The organism is Microbacterium sp. NPDC028030, from assembly GCF_040637855.1.
Taxonomy (GTDB): domain Bacteria; phylum Actinomycetota; class Actinomycetes; order Actinomycetales; family Microbacteriaceae; genus Microbacterium.
This window is the reverse complement of sequence record NZ_JBEZXF010000002.1, coordinates 780,138-796,613: the sequence shown is the minus strand read 5'-3', so window position 1 is coordinate 796,613 and position 16,476 is coordinate 780,138. Positions and strand designations below refer to the sequence as shown.

The following is a 16,476-nucleotide window of genomic DNA, read 5'->3' as shown; positions in this document are numbered from 1 at the left end:
GCCGGCCGTCACCAGATGGCGCGGAGCACGCGCTGCGCATCAGCCAGCGTGAGTCCCTCCGCCTTCGCGGCGGCGGACAGGGCGCGGGCCACATCGGCGATACCGCCGGCGACCGGCTGCACGGTGTCGCTCACCCTCGTGCCGGAGCCGATCCGCGACGTGACGAGACCGTCGTCCTCGAGAATGCGATACGCCTTGGCGACGGTTCCCGGCGCGATGCCGAGGTCCGACGCGAGCTGACGCACCGAGGGAAGCCGATCCCCGGCCAGCAGGTATCCGGTCGTGATCAGACCGCGGAGTTGCCCGTGCACCTGGTCCGCAGGGGACTCACCGCTGTCTCGGCTGATCGTGATGATCATGAGGTGTGCACCGGGACCTGCCGCCGTGTGCGGATCGTCACTCCGCTGAGCGCCGCGAGCATCCACAGCGTCACTCCGGCGACCGTCGAGGCGGTCCCGGTGATGAAGAGTGCCGGTTGCATGGCGGCGAAGGGGGTGCCCAGGGAGATCATGCCCAGCTCGTTCCCCGACACCGACAGCATGACCGAGGCGGTGCCGCGGAGGGAGTTGAACACGACGGCGAGGTGGAGGAGGACGGCTCCGGACGCGAGGCGCGTGATGTTGTCTGCACGGGTGCGGCGTACGGCCGTGTCGTGGGCGATGTCTTCGCCCCACGCGGGTCGCGGGAGCCGGAGCCATGCGACGGCGGTGATGACGAGGAGCACGGCGAGCAGGGTCAGGGAAGGAAGGGAGTGGTACCAGCCGTAGATACCCGTCGACGCGGAGGTGCCCGACGTGCCGAGGGTGATCGTGAACCGGGTGTGATGACCGAGCTCGTCGGTCTCGGACGCGGCGCCGGCGGCCAGCGTGAGCGCGAGGGCTATGGCGGCCAGCGATCCCAGCACTATCGGCTGGCGCGGGCGGACGAAGGTCTGGAGCGTGCGGGGCGCGAGCCGGGCTGATGCGCTCGTCCGTGCGGCTCGCGCCGGGAACGAGAGCACGACGACGCCGAAGATGCCGAGGATCAGGGGGAGCGCGGCCAGGAAGCCGAGGTCCGTCCACAGCGGTGGGCCCGCGCCGAGCGCTCCCACGCGAGGAGCCGACACCACTAGAGACGGGATACCTCCGGCGATCGCGGCAGCGACGGCGTCCGGCCGAGTCATCCGCGGCGTGTGGCGGAGTAGCGTCCATCGGAGGGAGAGGGCGATGCCCAGGGCGAGGAGGATCGGTCCCCAGGTCAGGAGCATGAGCAGGACCAATGTCGCCTCCGTAGTGTGTCACAGTATCGACACATTATGTATCAACGAAGTGACACACTTCAAGAAGGCCTCGAGCGGCGACCTCGAGGGCGGACTCACAGGGCGAGTTCGACGACCCCTTTGGCGATGTCGGTGCCCGCCACGCGGAGGCGTACGACGTCACCGGGCTTCGCGCCGTCGGGCACAGGAGCTGTGGCGGTGACTGCCGGTACGGCGATCTGGACCTCGGCGCGCTCGCCCCGCAGCTCGATCACTTTCGCCTCGACGCTCGTCCCGACCAGCGGGGTGAGCACCGCGGCCTCGACGCAGTCGACCGTCGCGGCGTTCAGTCGTGACGCGCGTTGCCCGGACTCCTGCATGAGTGCCGGGAGCTCGCCGAGCGAGTCGCGCGCCCAGTCCGGCACCGGAACGCCGTTCGACACCGCGAGGCAGATGGCGAGGGTCCACCGATCGACCAGGCGGCGCAACGGTGCGGTCGCATGTGCGTAAGGCGCCGCGATGGCCGCCTGCAACGCATCCTCAGGCGTCTCGCCGTCGAACACGCGATAGCCCGCACCGCGGAACAGCGATGCGGCGGCCTCGAGCACCGGGAGGGTCAGGGGGTCGCTGCGGTCGAGGTCGCGGAGATACTCGCCGTACGTGCCCCTCGTCCAGGGGCGCCCCAGAGCCGTGGTCTGCAGTCGGAACGTCTCGAACGCCGCGTCGTCCGGCTCGGGCATGGTGCGGAGGATGCCGACGCCGGCCTCGAGCATCAGCGATGCCGCGGCCATCCCGGTCATGAGCGAGAGCTGGGCGTTCCACTCCTCGACCGGGAGCGGACTGCGACGTTCGATCGCGTAGGTGCCGTCCTCGGTGCGCACGACCTCCTCGTCGGGAAGGTTGAGGCTCGCACCTCCGCGCAGCCGCTCCTGTTCGAGTCGGAGGGCGCCGATCACGGGCAGGAGAGCCGCGGGGCCGTCCTCACCGCGATCGAGGGACTCCTGTGTGGTGGCGTAGTCGAGCTGCTGCCGCGAGCGGATGAGCGCGCGCTCGAGGTGGAAGTCCGTGACAGCGCCCGCGGAGTCGAGCGCGAACGTCCAGACCAGCGCTGGGCGGTCGACACCGGGCAGCAGAGAGGCGCGGTCCTCGCTCAGCACGGCGGGATGCAGCGGGATCCGGCCGTCCGCGGTGTACAGCGTCTGTCCCCTGCGACGGGCTTCCGCATCGACGGCGCCGCCGGGGCGGACGAAGCCGGGGACGTCGGCGATCGCGTAGTGGACCGTGTATCCGGAGCCGTCGCGCGTGAGATGAAAGGCCTGATCGAGGTCGCGCGAGCCCGCGGGGTCAAGGGTCGCGAATGGAACGTGCGTGAGATCGAGCTCCGGAGTCGTCGCGGATGCCGCTTCGGCCTCGGCGAGAACGTCTTCGGGGAAGGACGACGGTGTGTCCAGCGACTCCCGCAGAGCAGCCAGTGCGGACGCGAGTTCGGTCTGCGCGGCGGACGGGGCGACATGCGATCGGCGCTGGGGCATGGCTCCACACTATGGCGAGGAGCCGACGAGGAGCACGGAACCGACCCACTCCTGCCCGTGCCGCGTTAGCGTGGAGTCATGACCACTGCTGCGAAGGCCCAGACACTTGTCGGACTCTATGACGCTCCGGAGATCCTCCGCGTCGTGAACGTGTGGGACGTCGTCTCGGCGCGGGCGGTCGCCGCTCTCCCGGAGACGAAAGCGCTCGCCACCGCCGGCCACGGCATCGCCGCGTCGTTCGGGTACGACGACGGCACGACCCCTCGCGAGGTCATGATCGACATGGTCGGGCGCATCGCCGCGGCGGTCGAGGTCCCCGTCTCCGCCGACCTCGACGACGGCTACGGGGACGCGGGGGAGACCACTCGGCTCGCGATCGGCGCCGGCGTGGTCGGTGCCAACGTCGAGGACCGCCTCAAGCCGCTCGACGAATCCGTCGCTGTCGTCGAGGCGATCGTCAGGGCGGCTGAGGCCGAGGGTGTGCCGTTCGCCCTCAATGCGCGCACCGACGCGTTCGTCCGAGCGGGGCACCGGCCGGTGCAGGAGAGCATCGCCGACGCGATCCAGCGCGGACGCGCCTTCCTCGACGCCGGAGCGACCGCCGTCTTCGTGCCAGGCATCCTCGACATGAACGTCACCCGCCAGCTCGTCGAGGGCATCGGGGAGCGCAAGGTCAGTGTGATCGGGCTCCCCGGAGCCCTCGCTGCGTCCGAGTACGAGAAGCTCGGCGTCACGCGCATCTCCTACGGCCCTCTTCCCCAGCGGGTCGCGCTGACCGCGCTGCAGGAGCTCGCTGCCGATCTGTACGCGGGCGGTGTCGTCCCGGCGAACCTGCCGGCCCTGAACTGATCGCGGAAGAAGAGTGACCACGGCTCACTAGACTTGCTGCGTGGTCACTCGTCTTTCGAACTTCTTCCTCCGCACGCTCCGTGAAGACCCTGCAGGCGCAGAGGTCGCCAGCCACAGGCTGCTGATCCGGGCCGGGTACATCCGCCCGCAGGCCGCCGGCATCTTCGCGTGGCTGCCATTGGGTCTGCGCGTGAAGGCGAAGATCGAGACGGTCGTCCGCGAGGAGATGGCCGCCGCCTGCGCGCAAGAGGTGCACTTTCCCGCGCTCATGCCGCGTGAGGCGTACGAGGCGACCGGGCGCTGGGAGGAATACGGCGACCTGCTCTTCCGTCTGCAGGACCGCAAGGGCGGTGACTACCTGCTCGCCCCCACGCACGAGGAGGCGTTCACGCTCCTGGTGAAGGACCTCTACTCCTCCTACAAGGACCTGCCCCTCACGATCTTCCAGATCCAGGACAAGTACCGCGACGAGGCGCGCCCCCGCGCCGGTCTGCTGCGCGGCCGCGAGTTCACGATGAAGGACGCGTATTCCTTCGACTCGTCAGACGAGGGACTCGACGTCAGCTACCAGGCGCAGCGCGACGCGTACGAGCGCATCTTCCAGCGCCTCGGACTCGAGTACGTCATCGTCCAGGCGGACGCCGGCGCGATGGGCGGCTCGCGAAGCGAGGAGTTCCTGCACCCGACCCCCGTCGGTGAAGACACCTTCGTGCGCAGTGCCGGAGGGTACGCCGCGAACGTCGAGGCGTTCACGACCGCTGTCCCCGAGGCGATCGCGTACGACGCCGACGCGACCCCTGTGGTCTTCGACTCGCCCGACACCCCGACCATCGAGACCCTCGTCGCCCACAGCAACCGCGTGCTGGACGGCGAGTTCACGGCGGCCGACACGCTCAAGAACGTCGTTCTGGCGCTCACCCACCTCGACGGCACGCGCGAACTGGTCGTCGTCGGCATCCCCGGCGACCGCGAGGTCGACGAGAAGCGCGCAGAGGTCGCGTTCGCGCCCGCCGAGGTCGAGACCGCCACCGCCGACGACTTCGAGAACAACCCGCTGCTCGTCAAGGGCTACATCGGACCCTGGTCGCCCACCGGCGCCGTGCTGGGCGAGGAGTCGGCCACCGGTCTCCGCTACCTGGTCGACCCGCGCGTGAGCGAGGGGACGAGCTGGATCACGGGTGCGAACATCGACCAGAAGCACGCGCACTCCGTGGTCGCCGGACGTGATTTCACCACCGACGGCATCGTGGAGATCGCGAACGTCCGTGCGGGGGATCCCGCCCCCGACGGCTCCGGACCCGTCGAACTCGCCCGCGGCATGGAGATCGGACACGTCTTCCAGCTCGGCCGCAAGTACGCCGAGGCGCTCGGGCTGAAGGTCCTGAACGAGAACGGCAAGCTCGTCACGGTCACGATGGGCTCGTACGGTATCGGGGTCACACGCATCCTGGCGATCATCGCCGAGCTGAACAACGACGACAAGGGCCTCATCTGGCCGGCGTCGGTCGCACCGTTCGATGTGCAGGTCGTCGCGGCGGGCCGTGATCAGGTCGCGTTCGACGTGGCGGAGCAGCTCTCGGCGCAACTCGAGGCCACCGGGCTCGATGTGCTGTATGACGATCGCCCGAAGGTCTCGCCCGGCGTGAAGTTCGGCGACGCGGAACTCGTCGGGGTGCCGAAGATCGTGATCGTCGGACGCGGTGCGGCCGATGGACAGGTCGAGCTGTGGGACCGCGCGAGCGGGGATCGTGACGCGGTCTCGGTCGACGAGGTCGTCGCGCGCCTCACCGCCGCGGACTGAGACTCACGGCCGCATCGTCAGCAGACGATGTGGCCGTGGTTCATGATGTCGTCGTCCGGGGTGTCGCGGGTGACGAGTGACTTGAGCGCGCCTGCGGCCATCGCGATCCTGCCCTTCGACGGCTCCCAGAACTCCGTCACCGTCGGCGTCACCTTGAGCAGTGCGATGCCTGGCGTGTCGAGGCCGTCGGCGAACCAGATGTCGAGTGAGGGCGTGTAGAGCTCCTCCATCTTCGCCCTGTCGTGCACGAGCTCGGCCGTGCCGGCGACCGACACGTAGCGCATCCCCTTGCTGTCGCAATAGGAGAGGCCCACGTCGTGGTGGCGTCGAGCCTCCTCGACCTTCTCGGTGTCCTCCGCGGTGAAGAACCAGATGTCGCCGGCATCGTCCATCTGCCTGGTCGACATCGGTCGGCTGACGAGGTGGCCGTCGTCGTCGACCGTGGTGAGCATCGTGAAGTCGATGTCCTCCACCAGTTCGGCGACGCGGGCGAGGGCTTCGGGTCCTGTGATCTCCGTCATGAGGCAACTGTGCCGCGAGAGGCGCGAGCCGTGCACGGGCGTTGACAGCGGCCAGGGAACATGATCGGCGCGTGGTGCCGCTGGGACTGTCGGTCCAGGGCGGCGTGGCACAGGGTCGTGGTCGCCCCGGATCATGACACCCTGGTGTCATGATCGACGAACCCCTTCCCGAAGCCCTCAGCTCTGAGATCAACGCCGTCCTGGACGATGCGGGAGTGCACACCGACAGGCGGCTGGTCATGCGCATGCTGCGCACGGCGATCCTGCTGGGGGAGGACGGCGCCGATCGTCTCGACCTGAAGATCGCGTCGGCGGCGCTGGCCGAGATGCGCGACGCGTTCCGGCTGTTCGCGCCGTTCAGGGGAGTCCCCAAGGTGACGGTCTTCGGGTCGGCTCGCACCAGACGGGACGATCCCTTGTACCTCACGGCGCGCGATGTCGCCTCGGCACTGGCCGGCGACGGGTGGATGGTCGTCACGGGAGCCGGGCCGGGGATCATGCAGGCCGCCTCCGAGGGGGCGGGGCCCGCGCTCTCGCTCGGCGTATCGATCCGACTGCCGTTCGAGGAGAAGCCGAACGGCTTCGTCACGGGACAGGATCACGTCGTCGCGATGAAGTACTTCTTCACTCGCAAACTGATGCTCATCAAGGAGTCCCTCGGGTTCATCTGCCTTCCGGGCGGCTTCGGCACGCTCGACGAGATGTTCGAGCTGCTCACACTGCAGCAGACGGGCAAGGCGGAGCCGACGCCGATCGTGCTCCTCGACCAACCGGGTGGCACGTTCTGGCAGGGGCTTCGCAGCTTCATCGACGACCACCTCGCGCCGACCGGGGTGATTTCAGAGGGAGACTTCGATCGCGTCGTGATCACCGATTCGGTCGAGGCCGCCCGGGCGGAGATCACCGGGTTCTGGCACAACTACGACTCGCTGCGGTGGGTCGGTGACGCGCTGGTGCTGCGCCTCAAGGCCGCGCCGACGGACGCCGAGATCGAGAAGCTCAACGAGCAGTTCGCGTCGATGCTCTCGTCGGGGCGGATCGAACGGACGGCCCCGCGGCAGCCGGAGGTCGCGGACGACGACAACCTCGACCTGCCTCGGCTGATCCTGCATCTGGATCAGCGACAGGTGGGGAACCTGTTCCGGCTGATCGGAGCCGTCAACGCGCTTCCGTCCGCTCCCGCGCGGTGATCCGAGCGGCGAAGTCCGCGAGCTCGACGGCATGGTCGAGGATGCGCTCAGCGGCTCGGTGGCCGGAGGCGAAGGCGGCGCCGACCGTGGCCGGCTCGTCGCCCCACGTCGCCTCACCGGCGAAGTGCAGGACGCCGTCGACGGGACCGGCCAGGGCGTCGTGGTCATGATGCGAGGAACCCGTGGCCAGATACGAGTAGGAGCCGTTCGAGAACCGGTCATCGCCCCAGCGGGTGACCCAGTGGGCGAGCGGCTCGCCGACGGCTTCTCCGTGGAGGAGGCGCAGGGCACTGAGCGCGTCGGCGACGATCTCGGCATCCGCACGCTGCTGCATCCGTCGACCGAACGGGCCGGCGGCGAAGGTGAGCAGAGTGGGGACGCCGCTGACGGCGGAGACGTCGTACCAGGAATGCCAGTGCTCGCCGGCCTCACCGAGCGCGCGGATGACGTACGCCTCCTCGTCCCAGAAGCGTTCGGGGAACTGGACGAACACCTTGTTGAACACGCCCATCCCGAGCCTCGAGATGGGGCCGGAGACCGCGTCGGGGAGTGCTGGTTCGAACGTGATCGTGCCGGAGTTGAGGATGCCGAGCGGCACGGTGACGATCGCCCTGTCCGCGTGGAACTCGGTCCCGTTCGCGTGCACGACGACCCCGTCGGATGACCGACTCACGCGTGTCACGGTGTGTTCGAGTCGCACGTCGAGGCCGGCGCCGATGCGTCGCGGCAGCTCATCGTATCCACGGGGGAAGATCACTTCGTCGCCCTCGATCGCGTCCTCGTCGAGACCGTGCGCGTCGAGATCGCCGATCCAGGCGCCGCACTGCTCTTCGACGCGATGGCGGAAGAACTCCCGGATCTCGTCGATGCGTTCGGGAGGCAGGCCCGACCGGTCGAGGGCACGCTCCGTGACGTCCAGGTAGGTGTCGCCGGGGGAGGAGGAGTCGATCTCCTCCAGGAGGAGGCGGTCGGCCAGGTCGACGTCCGCGATCCACTCGGCGGTGGCCGCGGCGTCCATACGCCGGCCGTCGCCGTCGAAGTTCTCCATCGGGCGTCCGCCGACCTGGAAGCTGCCGACCGTGTACTCGATCGTGGGAATGCCGAGCGCCTGGACGAGGTCCCACAGCGGAGAATCCTCGATCCCGTGGATCCAGGAGGCGCCGAGGTCGACCGGGTACCCGGCGCCGCGGTCGGTGTGCATCCGTCCGCCGACGCGGTCGCGGCCCTCGAGGACGACGACCTTCTGCCCCGCGTCGACGAGCATCCGGGCGCTCGTGAGCCCCGACATCCCTGCGCCGATCACGATGGTGTCGAATGTGCTCACGTGCTCCTCCTCGAACGATCCCGCTTCCCACACCGCCGCGGCCGCGCCGGAGTCGGTCGGCACAGGGTATCGTGGTACGGATGTCGCGCGTGCGAACAGGCGCGACGAGAGCTGAATAGAGAGGCCGTCATGGACATCGAACTGAGTCTTCTGCGAGGGATCGAGAAGGAGAAGGCGATCCCCTTCGATGAGCTCGTCGCGATCATCGAGCAGGCGATCCTGACCGCGTACTCCAAGCACGTCTCCGAAGACGGCGCGACCCCCGAGGGCGTTCGCGTCGACCTGGACCGCAAGACCGGGCACGTCGCCGTGCTCCAGGTCGTCCGGGATGAGGAGGGCGCCGTGATCGGCGAGGAGGACGCCACTCCCGACGACTTCGGTCGCATCGCCGCCTTCGCCGCGAAGCAGGTCATCAGCCAGCGTCTGCGTGACATCGCCGACGATGTGGTGCTCGGCGACTTCAAAGACAAAGAGGGCGACATCGTCGCCGGAGTCATCCAGCAGGGCCCCAACCCCCGCATGATCCACGTCGATCTCGGCGCGGTCGAGGCGATCCTGCCGCCGGAGGAGCAGGTGCCGGGCGAGGAGTACACCCACGGCTCGCGTCTTCGCGTCTATGTGACCAGCGTGGCCAAGGGGCTGAAGGGGCCGCAGATCACGGTCTCGCGCACCCACCCCGGACTCGTCCGCAAGCTCTTCGCCCTCGAGGTGCCCGAGATCGCGGCCGGTCTGGTCGAGATCGTCGCCCTGGCCCGTGAGGCCGGACACCGTACGAAGATCGCGGTGAAGGCGAACGATCCGTCGATCAATGCGAAGGGCGCCTGCATCGGCGAGCTCGGCCGTCGCGTCAGGGCCGTCACCGAGGAGCTCGCTGGCGAGAAGATCGACATCGTCGACTACGACCAGGATCTCCCGGTGTTCGTCGCCCATGCTCTGTCTCCTGCGAAGGTCACGAGCTCGTTCGTGCTCGACGCCTCGACGAAGGCCGTCCGCGCACTCGTCCCCGACTACCAGTTGTCGCTCGCGATCGGCAAGGAGGGTCAGAACGCGCGTCTGGCCGCCAAGCTCACGGGCGCCAAGATCGACATCCAGCCCGACAGCATCCTCGACTGAAAGGCTTCGGCCTTCCGGATCGCGCGTTGCGCGGACGGGTCGGGGTGAAACGCAGGTGTAAGATGGAACCCGTACGAACGTGCGTCGGTTGTCGCACGCGTGCTCCCCGCTCCACCCTGCTCAGGGTGGTGTCCCAGAACGACACGCTCATCGTCGATGAGCGTGCAGTCCTGCCGGGGCGCGGCGCGTGGGTGCATCCGACACAGGAATGCATGGAGGCCGCTCTGCGGCGACGCGCATTCGGGCGAGCACTGCGTGTGACCACTCAGCTGGACACACGGAACTTCGAACAGCACCCACCCAGAAACAAAGGCTGAACAGCTATGGAAACAAAGTGAACGGCTCGAAATGAGACCCGTCCGCGACTAGTGGTCTGCCCTGTCTGGGTAGACCGACCCAGACAGGAGAATTGTGGCTGGTAAACCACGCGTACACGAGATCGCCGCCGAACTCGGCGTCGACAGCAAGATCGCACTTGCGAAGCTCAAGGAACTCGGCGAATTCGTCAAGAGTCCTTCTTCGACCATCGAACCGCCGGTTGCGCGCAAGCTGCGCGCGGCGATCGAGGCCGACCCCTCGCTGAAGGGTGCCGCCGACGCTGCGCCCGCGGCCAAGCCGGCCGCGGCGAAGCCTGCTGCGAAGCCGGGCGCCTCTCCGGCACCCACTCCGGGCCCCAAGCCCGGTCCGAAGCCCGCCCCGGAGGCTCCTGCCCCCGCGGCTCCGGCACCGGCCGCAGCGACTCCCGCTCCGGCAGCCCCCGCGCCCGCGGCCCCCGAAGCATCGAAGTCCGACGCATCGAAGCCCGCTGACGGCGCGCCGACGCCTGGCGCTCCGCGCCCCGGCAACAACCCGTTCTCGTCCGCGCAGGGCATGGGCCAGCGTCCGGCCGGTCCGCGTCCGGGCAACAACCCGTTCGCCTCGGCGCAGGGCATGGGCCAGCGCCCGACGCCGGGTAACATCCCGCGTCCGCAGGCTCCGCGCCCCGGCGCACCCCGCCCGGGTGCTCCTCGTCCTGGTTCGCCTCGTCCCGGTGCCCCTCGTGGTGGCCAGGGCGGTCGTCCCGGCGCTCCGTTCCAGCAGCGTCCTGGCGGCCCCGGTCGTCCCGGCGGTGCCGGTGGACCCGGCGGCGCCGGCGGTCCCGGAGCCCGTCCTGGTGGCGGCGGCGGTTTCGCGGGTCGCCCCGGTGGCGGTGGCGGTCGTGGCCGTGGCCCCGGCGGTGGTACCGCAGGTGCCTTCGGCAAGGGCGGCGGCAAGAGCAAGCAGCGCAAGTCGCGGCGGGCGAAGCGGCAAGAGTTCGAGATGCGGAGTGCTCCGGTCGTCGGTGGCGTCAACGTCACCCGCGGCAACGGAGAGATCATCCGCATGCGTCGCGGCGCATCCATCGCGGACTTCGCCGACAAGATCGAGACGCTGACCGGCTACACGGTCCAGCCCGGAACCCTCGTGACGATCCTCTTCAACCTCGGCGAGATGGCCACGGCCACCGAGTCGCTCGATGAGGCCACGTTCGAGGTGCTGGGCGAGGAGCTCGGCTACAAGATCCAGATGGTCTCGCCCGAGGACGAGGACAAGGAGCTCCTCGAGGGCTTCGGTCTCGACCTCGAGAAGGAGCTGGAGGAGGAGAGCGAGGACGACCTCGAGATCCGTCCCCCGGTCGTCACCGTCATGGGTCACGTTGACCACGGTAAGACGCGACTGCTCGACGCGATCCGTCAGACCAACGTCATCGAGGGCGAGGCCGGCGGCATCACCCAGCACATCGGTGCGTACCAGGTGTGGACGGAGCACGAGGGCATCGAGCGGGCGATCACGTTCATCGACACCCCCGGTCACGAGGCCTTCACCGCCATGCGTGCCCGTGGTGCGCAGGTCACCGACCTCGCGATCCTCGTGGTCGCGGCCGACGACGGCATCATGCCGCAGACGGTCGAGGCGCTGAACCACGCGCAGGCGGCGAACGTGCCGATCGTGGTCGCGGTGAACAAGGTCGACAAGCCCGATGCCAACCCCTCGAAGGTGCGACAGCAGCTGACCGAGTACGGGCTGGTCGCGGAGGAGTTCGGTGGCGACGTCATGTTCGTCGACGTGTCCGCTCGTGCCGGCACGGGAATCCAGGAGCTCCTGGACGCCGTGCTGCTGACGGCCGATGCCGGTCTCGACCTGACCGCCAACCCGAACAAGGCCGCTCGTGGTGTCGCCATCGAGGCGAAGCTCGACAAGGGTCGCGGTTCCGTCGCAACGGTGCTCATCCAGTCCGGAACGCTCCGGGTCGGTGACGCGATCGTCGCTGGTACGGCATACGGCCGCGTGCGTGCGATGGCCGACGAGAATGGCGAGCAGGTCGTCGAGGCCTACCCGTCGCGTCCGGTCCAGGTGCAGGGTCTGAACTCCGTGCCGCGCGCCGGCGACGTCTTCATCGTCACCGAGGAAGACCGCATGGCCCGTCAGATCGCTGAGAAGCGAGAAGCCGTCGAGCGCAACGCCCAGCTGGCCAAGGCCCGCAAGCGCATCTCGCTCGAGGACTTCACCCGTGCTCTCGAAGAGGGCAAGGTCGAGTCGCTCAACCTCATCATCAAGGGTGACGTCTCCGGTGCCGTCGAGGCGCTGGAGGAGTCGCTCCTCAAGATCGAGGTCGACGACTCGGTGCAGCTGCGCATCATCCACCGCGGCGTGGGTGCGATCACCGAGTCCGACGTGAACCTGGCGACGATCGACAACGCGATCATCGTGGGCTTCAACGTCCGCCCCGACACGAAGGCGCGTGAGCGTGCTTCTCGCGAGGGCGTGGACATCCGCTTCTACTCCGTCATCTACAACGCGATCGACGAGATCGAGAGCTCGCTCAAGGGCATGCTCAAGCCGGAGTACGAAGAGGTCCAGTCGGGTGTCGCCGAGATCCGCGAGGTGTTCCGCTCCTCGAAGTTCGGCAACATCGCCGGTGTCATCGTGCGGTCGGGGACGATCACGCGCAACGCCAAGGCTCGTGTCATCCGCGACGGCGTCGTGCTGGCCGATGGTCTCGCCATCGAGTCGCTGCGTCGCTTCAAGGATGACGTCACCGAGGTTCGGACGGACTACGAGGCCGGTATCGGTCTCGGCAAGTACAACGACATCCAGATCGGTGACGAGATCGAGACCACCGAGATGGTCGAGAAGCCTCGCGGCTGATCAATTCGAAACACCTTCGGGCGTCCTTCGTTCCCGCTCCCCGGAGCGCGGGATGAAGGACGCCCTGAGGGTTCCTGGACAGGGAGAGAACAATGGCAGGCGAACGACAGGCGCGTCTCGCGGACCGGATCCGCGTGATCCTCGCCGAACGGCTGGAGAAGGGGCTGCGTGACCCGCGCCTCGGCTTCGTCACGATCACCGACGTCCGCGTGAGCGGTGACCTCCAGCACGCATCCGTGTTCTACACCGTGCTCGGCACCGAGGAGGAGCGGATCTCCAGCGGTGCCGCTCTCACATCGGCGACCGGAATGCTGCGCAGCGAGGTCGGACGGCAGTTGAGCACGAGGCTCGTGCCGACGCTCGAGTTCATCCCGGACGCGCTTCCGGAGAACGCGGACCACATCGGTGCACTGCTCCGTGAAGCGCAGCAGCGCGATGCCGACGTCGCGAAGCTCGCCTCTTCGGCGTCGCACGCCGGCGACGCGGACCCGTACCGCAGCGACGACGACGCGGAGTAGGCACGGTTTGATACGCTCGGCCTCGCGGGTCAGGCACCCGCGAGGCTCAAGGGGATCGGTATAGAGGGAACCAGCACGACGGGGACCTCCTTCGTCGCGCCCGCCGTCATCGGACTTCTGCTCGACGATCTGCACGACCGGGGCTTCGGCTGCGCACCGCACGTGCTCGGGCGACTGACCGCCGACCTCGGCGCGGATGTGGAGACGATCAGACAGGTCGTCGAACGACTGTCGGCGGATCAGCGCCACGGGCTGCGTCCCCTGCCGAATCCGCTCCCGTCCGTGCCCGCCATCGCGGGTGCGTTCGATGGGCTGGAACTCGACGGCAGGGACCGTGAGCTGCTGCTCGCCCTCGCCGTCGCCCTCGACGACAGCCTCGCTCCGTTGGTGGATCTCGACGGACGTTCGCCCGACGAGATCGCCTCCGGCCCGATTGGCGAGCATCTCCTCGTGCACGCCGGGCATGTCAGATTCGTCGATCCGCGGCTCTCGGTCTGGATCAGGGCGACGGCGCCCACCGCGACCACGGCCCGGGTGCACGAGCGGCTCAGCGCGATCCTCCGCCGGAGGGGCGACCAGGTCGGAGCGGATTGGCATCAGGCGCGCGGATCTCTCGAGCGCGACCCCGCGACGGCGCCTCAGCTCATCCGGATCGCCCGGCGTCTCATCGGGGCGGGGCTGCCGGAGCGTGCGTTCCTGCTCGCCCGCGAGGCGGTGGCGCACGCGGTCGACGGCCTTCGCGATGAGGCGGTACTCGTCGCGGGTTCCTCGGCGGTTGCCGCAGGGTACGCGGCAGAAGGCGCCGCATGGCTCGCGCGCCTGTATCCCGGAGGTGCGGCGAGCTGTCGGCGCAGAGGGCTCGGCGGCCTGTTCGTTGCGCACGCGTTGCTGACGGGGACGGTGCCCGACGTCGACCATCGCGCACTTCGTCCGGTCGGAGACGCCGAAGATTGGGGGCAGTGGACGAGAGCTGCGGCCCTCGCGGCGCTGATGTGCGCGGAGAGGCAGGATCGCCGCGGAATGCGCGTCTGGCTCGATGAGGTCAGACAGGGCGCCGCTCGCATCGGCGTCGAACGCGACCTCGGAGACCGGGTCGTGGCGCTGAGCTGGCTGATCGCCGGGGAACGCGATGTCGACGGGTCGAGCGGGTCGCGCTCGGTGAGCGGCACGATCCTCGATGCGCTGCGCTCCGCGATGGACGGAGACCTCGACCGGGGGCTGCGCCTGCTGGCGCGAGACGATGCCGCGATTCTCCCGGTCGGCGATGCGCTCGTCCCCGAGCACGAGCGCACCCCGTTGGTGCAGGCTTACCGTGTCGTGGTCGAGGTGCTTCTGCTCGCGTGGCGAGGCGATATCGGTGTGGCGCGGGACAAGCTGTTCGAGGCCGCGCTCGTCCTTCCCGTCGCGTTGCCGTTCGCCGGGCTGGGGGTGGTGCTCGCCCGCCGCCTCGATCTCATCGTCCTCGGCGAACTCGGCCCGTACTCCCGCGCGCTCACCGAGGCGCTCCCACCGGGCGTCAGGATCGATCTTCTCGTCGATCGAGGACTCCGGGAGTACCTCGCAGGCTCGTTCGACGATGCGGCTGCGACCATCCGCCTCTGGGCCGAGCTCGGAGGCGTGCGCCCGGCCATGACGGTCCCGGGTCTCGAAGAGCTCGCGGTGGGTGCGGGGAGCCACGAGAACACGGTCGTCGCCTTGGCTCCGCCGGACATCATCCGCGCCCAGAGCCTGCGCGCTCGGCTGGCTCGCGCAGGAGAAGGGCGATGGCGGTCGGAGTGCGATGACGTCCGTGAGGCCGCACGGACGCTCCGCTCGCCGTTCGCGCGTGCGCGGGTGGAGACGATGCTCGGGACGCAATTCGCCATCCGCGACGATCACGTGTCGGCGCGGATCCATCTTCTCCACGCGGAGCGCCTGTTCGAACTCTCGGGAGCGACGGCATGGGCGCGGGCGATCCGTCGACGCCTCGACAGGCTGGACCCGCGGGACGGCAGCACGGCTCCGGCGATCGATGCGCTCTCGGCGTGCCGTGCCGCATGGTCGTCGCAGCTCACGGCGCGTGAGCTCGAGGTCGCGATGCACGCGATCCGTGGGGCGGCGAACCGCGACATCGCGGAGGCGTTGCGGGTGTCGGTCCGTACCGTCGAGGTGCACCTCGGCCGCGTGTTCACCAAGCTGGAGGTGCGCAGCCGAGTCGAGCTCACGGTGTTGGCGCACCGAGCAGAGCAGCACCTCTGACGCGTCGTCAGCGGGGAAGGAAGAGCGTGGCGCCGTCGGCCTCCGCGAGTCCGTCGGCGATCAGCGAGTCGATCGCGCGATCACGCTGCTGCTCGTCGGGCCAATCGGGCAGGACGGACGGCAACGGAGCACCCTCCGGCGCGATGTCCCTGAGCAGTCGGAGGACTGCGCCGCGCGCCTGGCGGTCGGATCCTTCGTAGGTGGCCTGGCGTCGGCGTCCGTCTCCGGTGTCGGGGCGCCCGTCGGCGAGCCAGGCGCAGGTGGGCGCGAGCGGGCACACGTCGCAGCGTGGTGCGCGGGAGGTGCACACCGTCGCGCCCAGTTCCATGGCCGCGGCGTTGAACACTGCGGCCTCCTCGACCGTGTCGGGCAGGAGGGACGCCATCAGCGCGAGGTCTCTGCGGGAAGGGGGTGCCGGCTGGGCTCGACCGTCGATCGCCCTGGCGAGCACGCGACGCGTGTTGGTGTCGACGACGGGGTGGCGATCACCGTACGCGAACACGGCGACGGCTCTGGCCGTGTAGTCGCCGATGCCCGACAGCGCGAGTAGCGACTCGATCTCACGGGGGACCGCACCGCCGTGTCGAGCGGTGATCTCGATGGCCGCTCGATGTAGCCACAGCGCCCGTCGGGGATAGCCCAGGTTCGCCCACTGCCGCACGACATCCGCCGTCGACGCCGCGGCCATGGCGGTCGGGGTCGGCCAGCGCTCGAGCCACGCCTCCAGATGCGGGATGACCCGCGTCACCGGCGTCTGCTGCAGCATGAACTCGCTGACGAGCACGCCCCAGGCTCCGAACTCCTCATGGAACTGCGGCCGGCGCCAGGGGAGGTCACGAGCGGTCGCCCGGTACCACGTCGACAGGCGCGACGCGATGTCGTCAGGGGCCTGCGGTACGGGCATCCCTTCAGCCTATGCGAGCGCGGGCGACCTCCCGGCGCCGAGGCTTCGGTGCGCCGGGAGTGCCCGGATGCGATCGGTAGG

The 16,476-nt window shown here is 69.1% G+C and carries 14 protein-coding genes; 8 read left to right on the top strand and 6 right to left on the bottom strand.

From position 1 onward, the window contains the following. Positions 1–8 precede the first annotated feature (8 nt). The 3 genes from AB0E56_RS12730 to AB0E56_RS12720 form a co-directional block, all read right to left on the bottom strand. On the bottom strand, positions 9–359 hold the full coding sequence (locus AB0E56_RS12730) for a GntR family transcriptional regulator (RefSeq protein ID WP_359799412.1): 351 nt from the start codon (positions 357–359) through the stop codon (positions 9–11). Beyond that, positions 356–1,258: a hypothetical protein gene (locus AB0E56_RS12725; protein ID WP_359799410.1), complete on the bottom strand. Its 903-nt coding sequence runs from the start codon at positions 1,256–1,258 to the stop codon at positions 356–358. Before AB0E56_RS12725 ends, AB0E56_RS12730 begins: the two co-directional genes overlap by 4 nt. 95 nt (positions 1,259–1,353) lie before the next feature. Next, positions 1,354–2,769: an RNB domain-containing ribonuclease gene (locus tag AB0E56_RS12720; RefSeq protein ID WP_359799408.1), complete on the bottom strand. Its 1,416-nt coding sequence runs from the start codon at positions 2,767–2,769 to the stop codon at positions 1,354–1,356. 78 nt (positions 2,770–2,847) lie between these two features. Between AB0E56_RS12720 and AB0E56_RS12715 the strand changes: the two genes are divergently transcribed. Continuing rightward, on the top strand, positions 2,848–3,618 hold the full coding sequence (locus AB0E56_RS12715) for an isocitrate lyase/phosphoenolpyruvate mutase family protein (protein ID WP_359799407.1): 771 nt from the start codon (positions 2,848–2,850) through the stop codon (positions 3,616–3,618). 40 nt (positions 3,619–3,658) lie between these two features. Then, the gene (locus tag AB0E56_RS12710) at positions 3,659–5,419 is read left to right on the top strand and encodes a proline--tRNA ligase (protein WP_359799405.1); all 1,761 of its coding nucleotides are present in this window, start codon (positions 3,659–3,661) and stop codon (positions 5,417–5,419) included. A gap of 17 nt (positions 5,420–5,436) precedes the next feature. Here AB0E56_RS12710 and AB0E56_RS12705 read toward each other — a convergent pair whose 3' ends face one another. Further along, a complete protein-coding gene (locus tag AB0E56_RS12705) occupies positions 5,437–5,940 on the bottom strand; it encodes a pyridoxamine 5'-phosphate oxidase family protein (protein ID WP_359799403.1) in 504 nt (167 codons plus the stop codon). A 149-nt stretch (positions 5,941–6,089) separates the two neighbouring features. On the opposite strand from AB0E56_RS12705, the gene AB0E56_RS12700 reads away from it, so the two are divergent. Further along, positions 6,090–7,130: a TIGR00730 family Rossman fold protein gene (locus AB0E56_RS12700; protein ID WP_359799401.1), complete on the top strand. Its 1,041-nt coding sequence runs from the start codon at positions 6,090–6,092 to the stop codon at positions 7,128–7,130. On the opposite strand, the gene AB0E56_RS12695 is transcribed toward AB0E56_RS12700, so the two are convergent. Continuing rightward, positions 7,099–8,454 (bottom strand): FAD-dependent oxidoreductase, encoded by a 1,356-nt coding sequence (locus AB0E56_RS12695; RefSeq protein WP_359799399.1) that lies wholly within the window; start codon positions 8,452–8,454, stop codon positions 7,099–7,101. The genes AB0E56_RS12700 and AB0E56_RS12695 overlap by 32 nt on opposite strands. 129 nt (positions 8,455–8,583) lie before the next feature. On the opposite strand from AB0E56_RS12695, the gene nusA reads away from it, so the two are divergent. The 5 genes from nusA (at position 8,584) to AB0E56_RS12670 (ending at position 15,491) form a co-directional block, all read left to right on the top strand. Then, complete coding sequence (gene nusA, locus AB0E56_RS12690) at positions 8,584–9,567, top strand: transcription termination factor NusA (protein WP_183152496.1); 984 nt, start codon at positions 8,584–8,586, stop codon at positions 9,565–9,567. 62 nt (positions 9,568–9,629) lie between these two features. Further along, on the top strand, positions 9,630–9,884 hold the full coding sequence (locus tag AB0E56_RS12685) for a YlxR family protein (protein WP_359799398.1): 255 nt from the start codon (positions 9,630–9,632) through the stop codon (positions 9,882–9,884). A 94-nt stretch (positions 9,885–9,978) separates the two neighbouring features. Further along, the gene (gene infB / locus AB0E56_RS12680) at positions 9,979–12,735 is read left to right on the top strand and encodes a translation initiation factor IF-2 (RefSeq protein ID WP_359799396.1); all 2,757 of its coding nucleotides are present in this window, start codon (positions 9,979–9,981) and stop codon (positions 12,733–12,735) included. A gap of 92 nt (positions 12,736–12,827) precedes the next feature. Then, positions 12,828–13,253, top strand: coding sequence for a 30S ribosome-binding factor RbfA (rbfA, locus tag AB0E56_RS12675; protein ID WP_359799394.1), 426 nt, complete (start codon positions 12,828–12,830; stop codon positions 13,251–13,253). A 162-nt stretch (positions 13,254–13,415) separates the two neighbouring features. Next, a complete protein-coding gene (locus AB0E56_RS12670) occupies positions 13,416–15,491 on the top strand; it encodes a helix-turn-helix transcriptional regulator (RefSeq protein ID WP_359799393.1) in 2,076 nt (691 codons plus the stop codon). A 7-nt stretch (positions 15,492–15,498) separates the two neighbouring features. Here AB0E56_RS12670 and AB0E56_RS12665 read toward each other — a convergent pair whose 3' ends face one another. Further along, positions 15,499–16,395, bottom strand: coding sequence for an A/G-specific adenine glycosylase (locus tag AB0E56_RS12665; protein ID WP_359799392.1), 897 nt, complete (start codon positions 16,393–16,395; stop codon positions 15,499–15,501). Between the last annotated feature and the right edge of the window lie 81 nt (positions 16,396–16,476).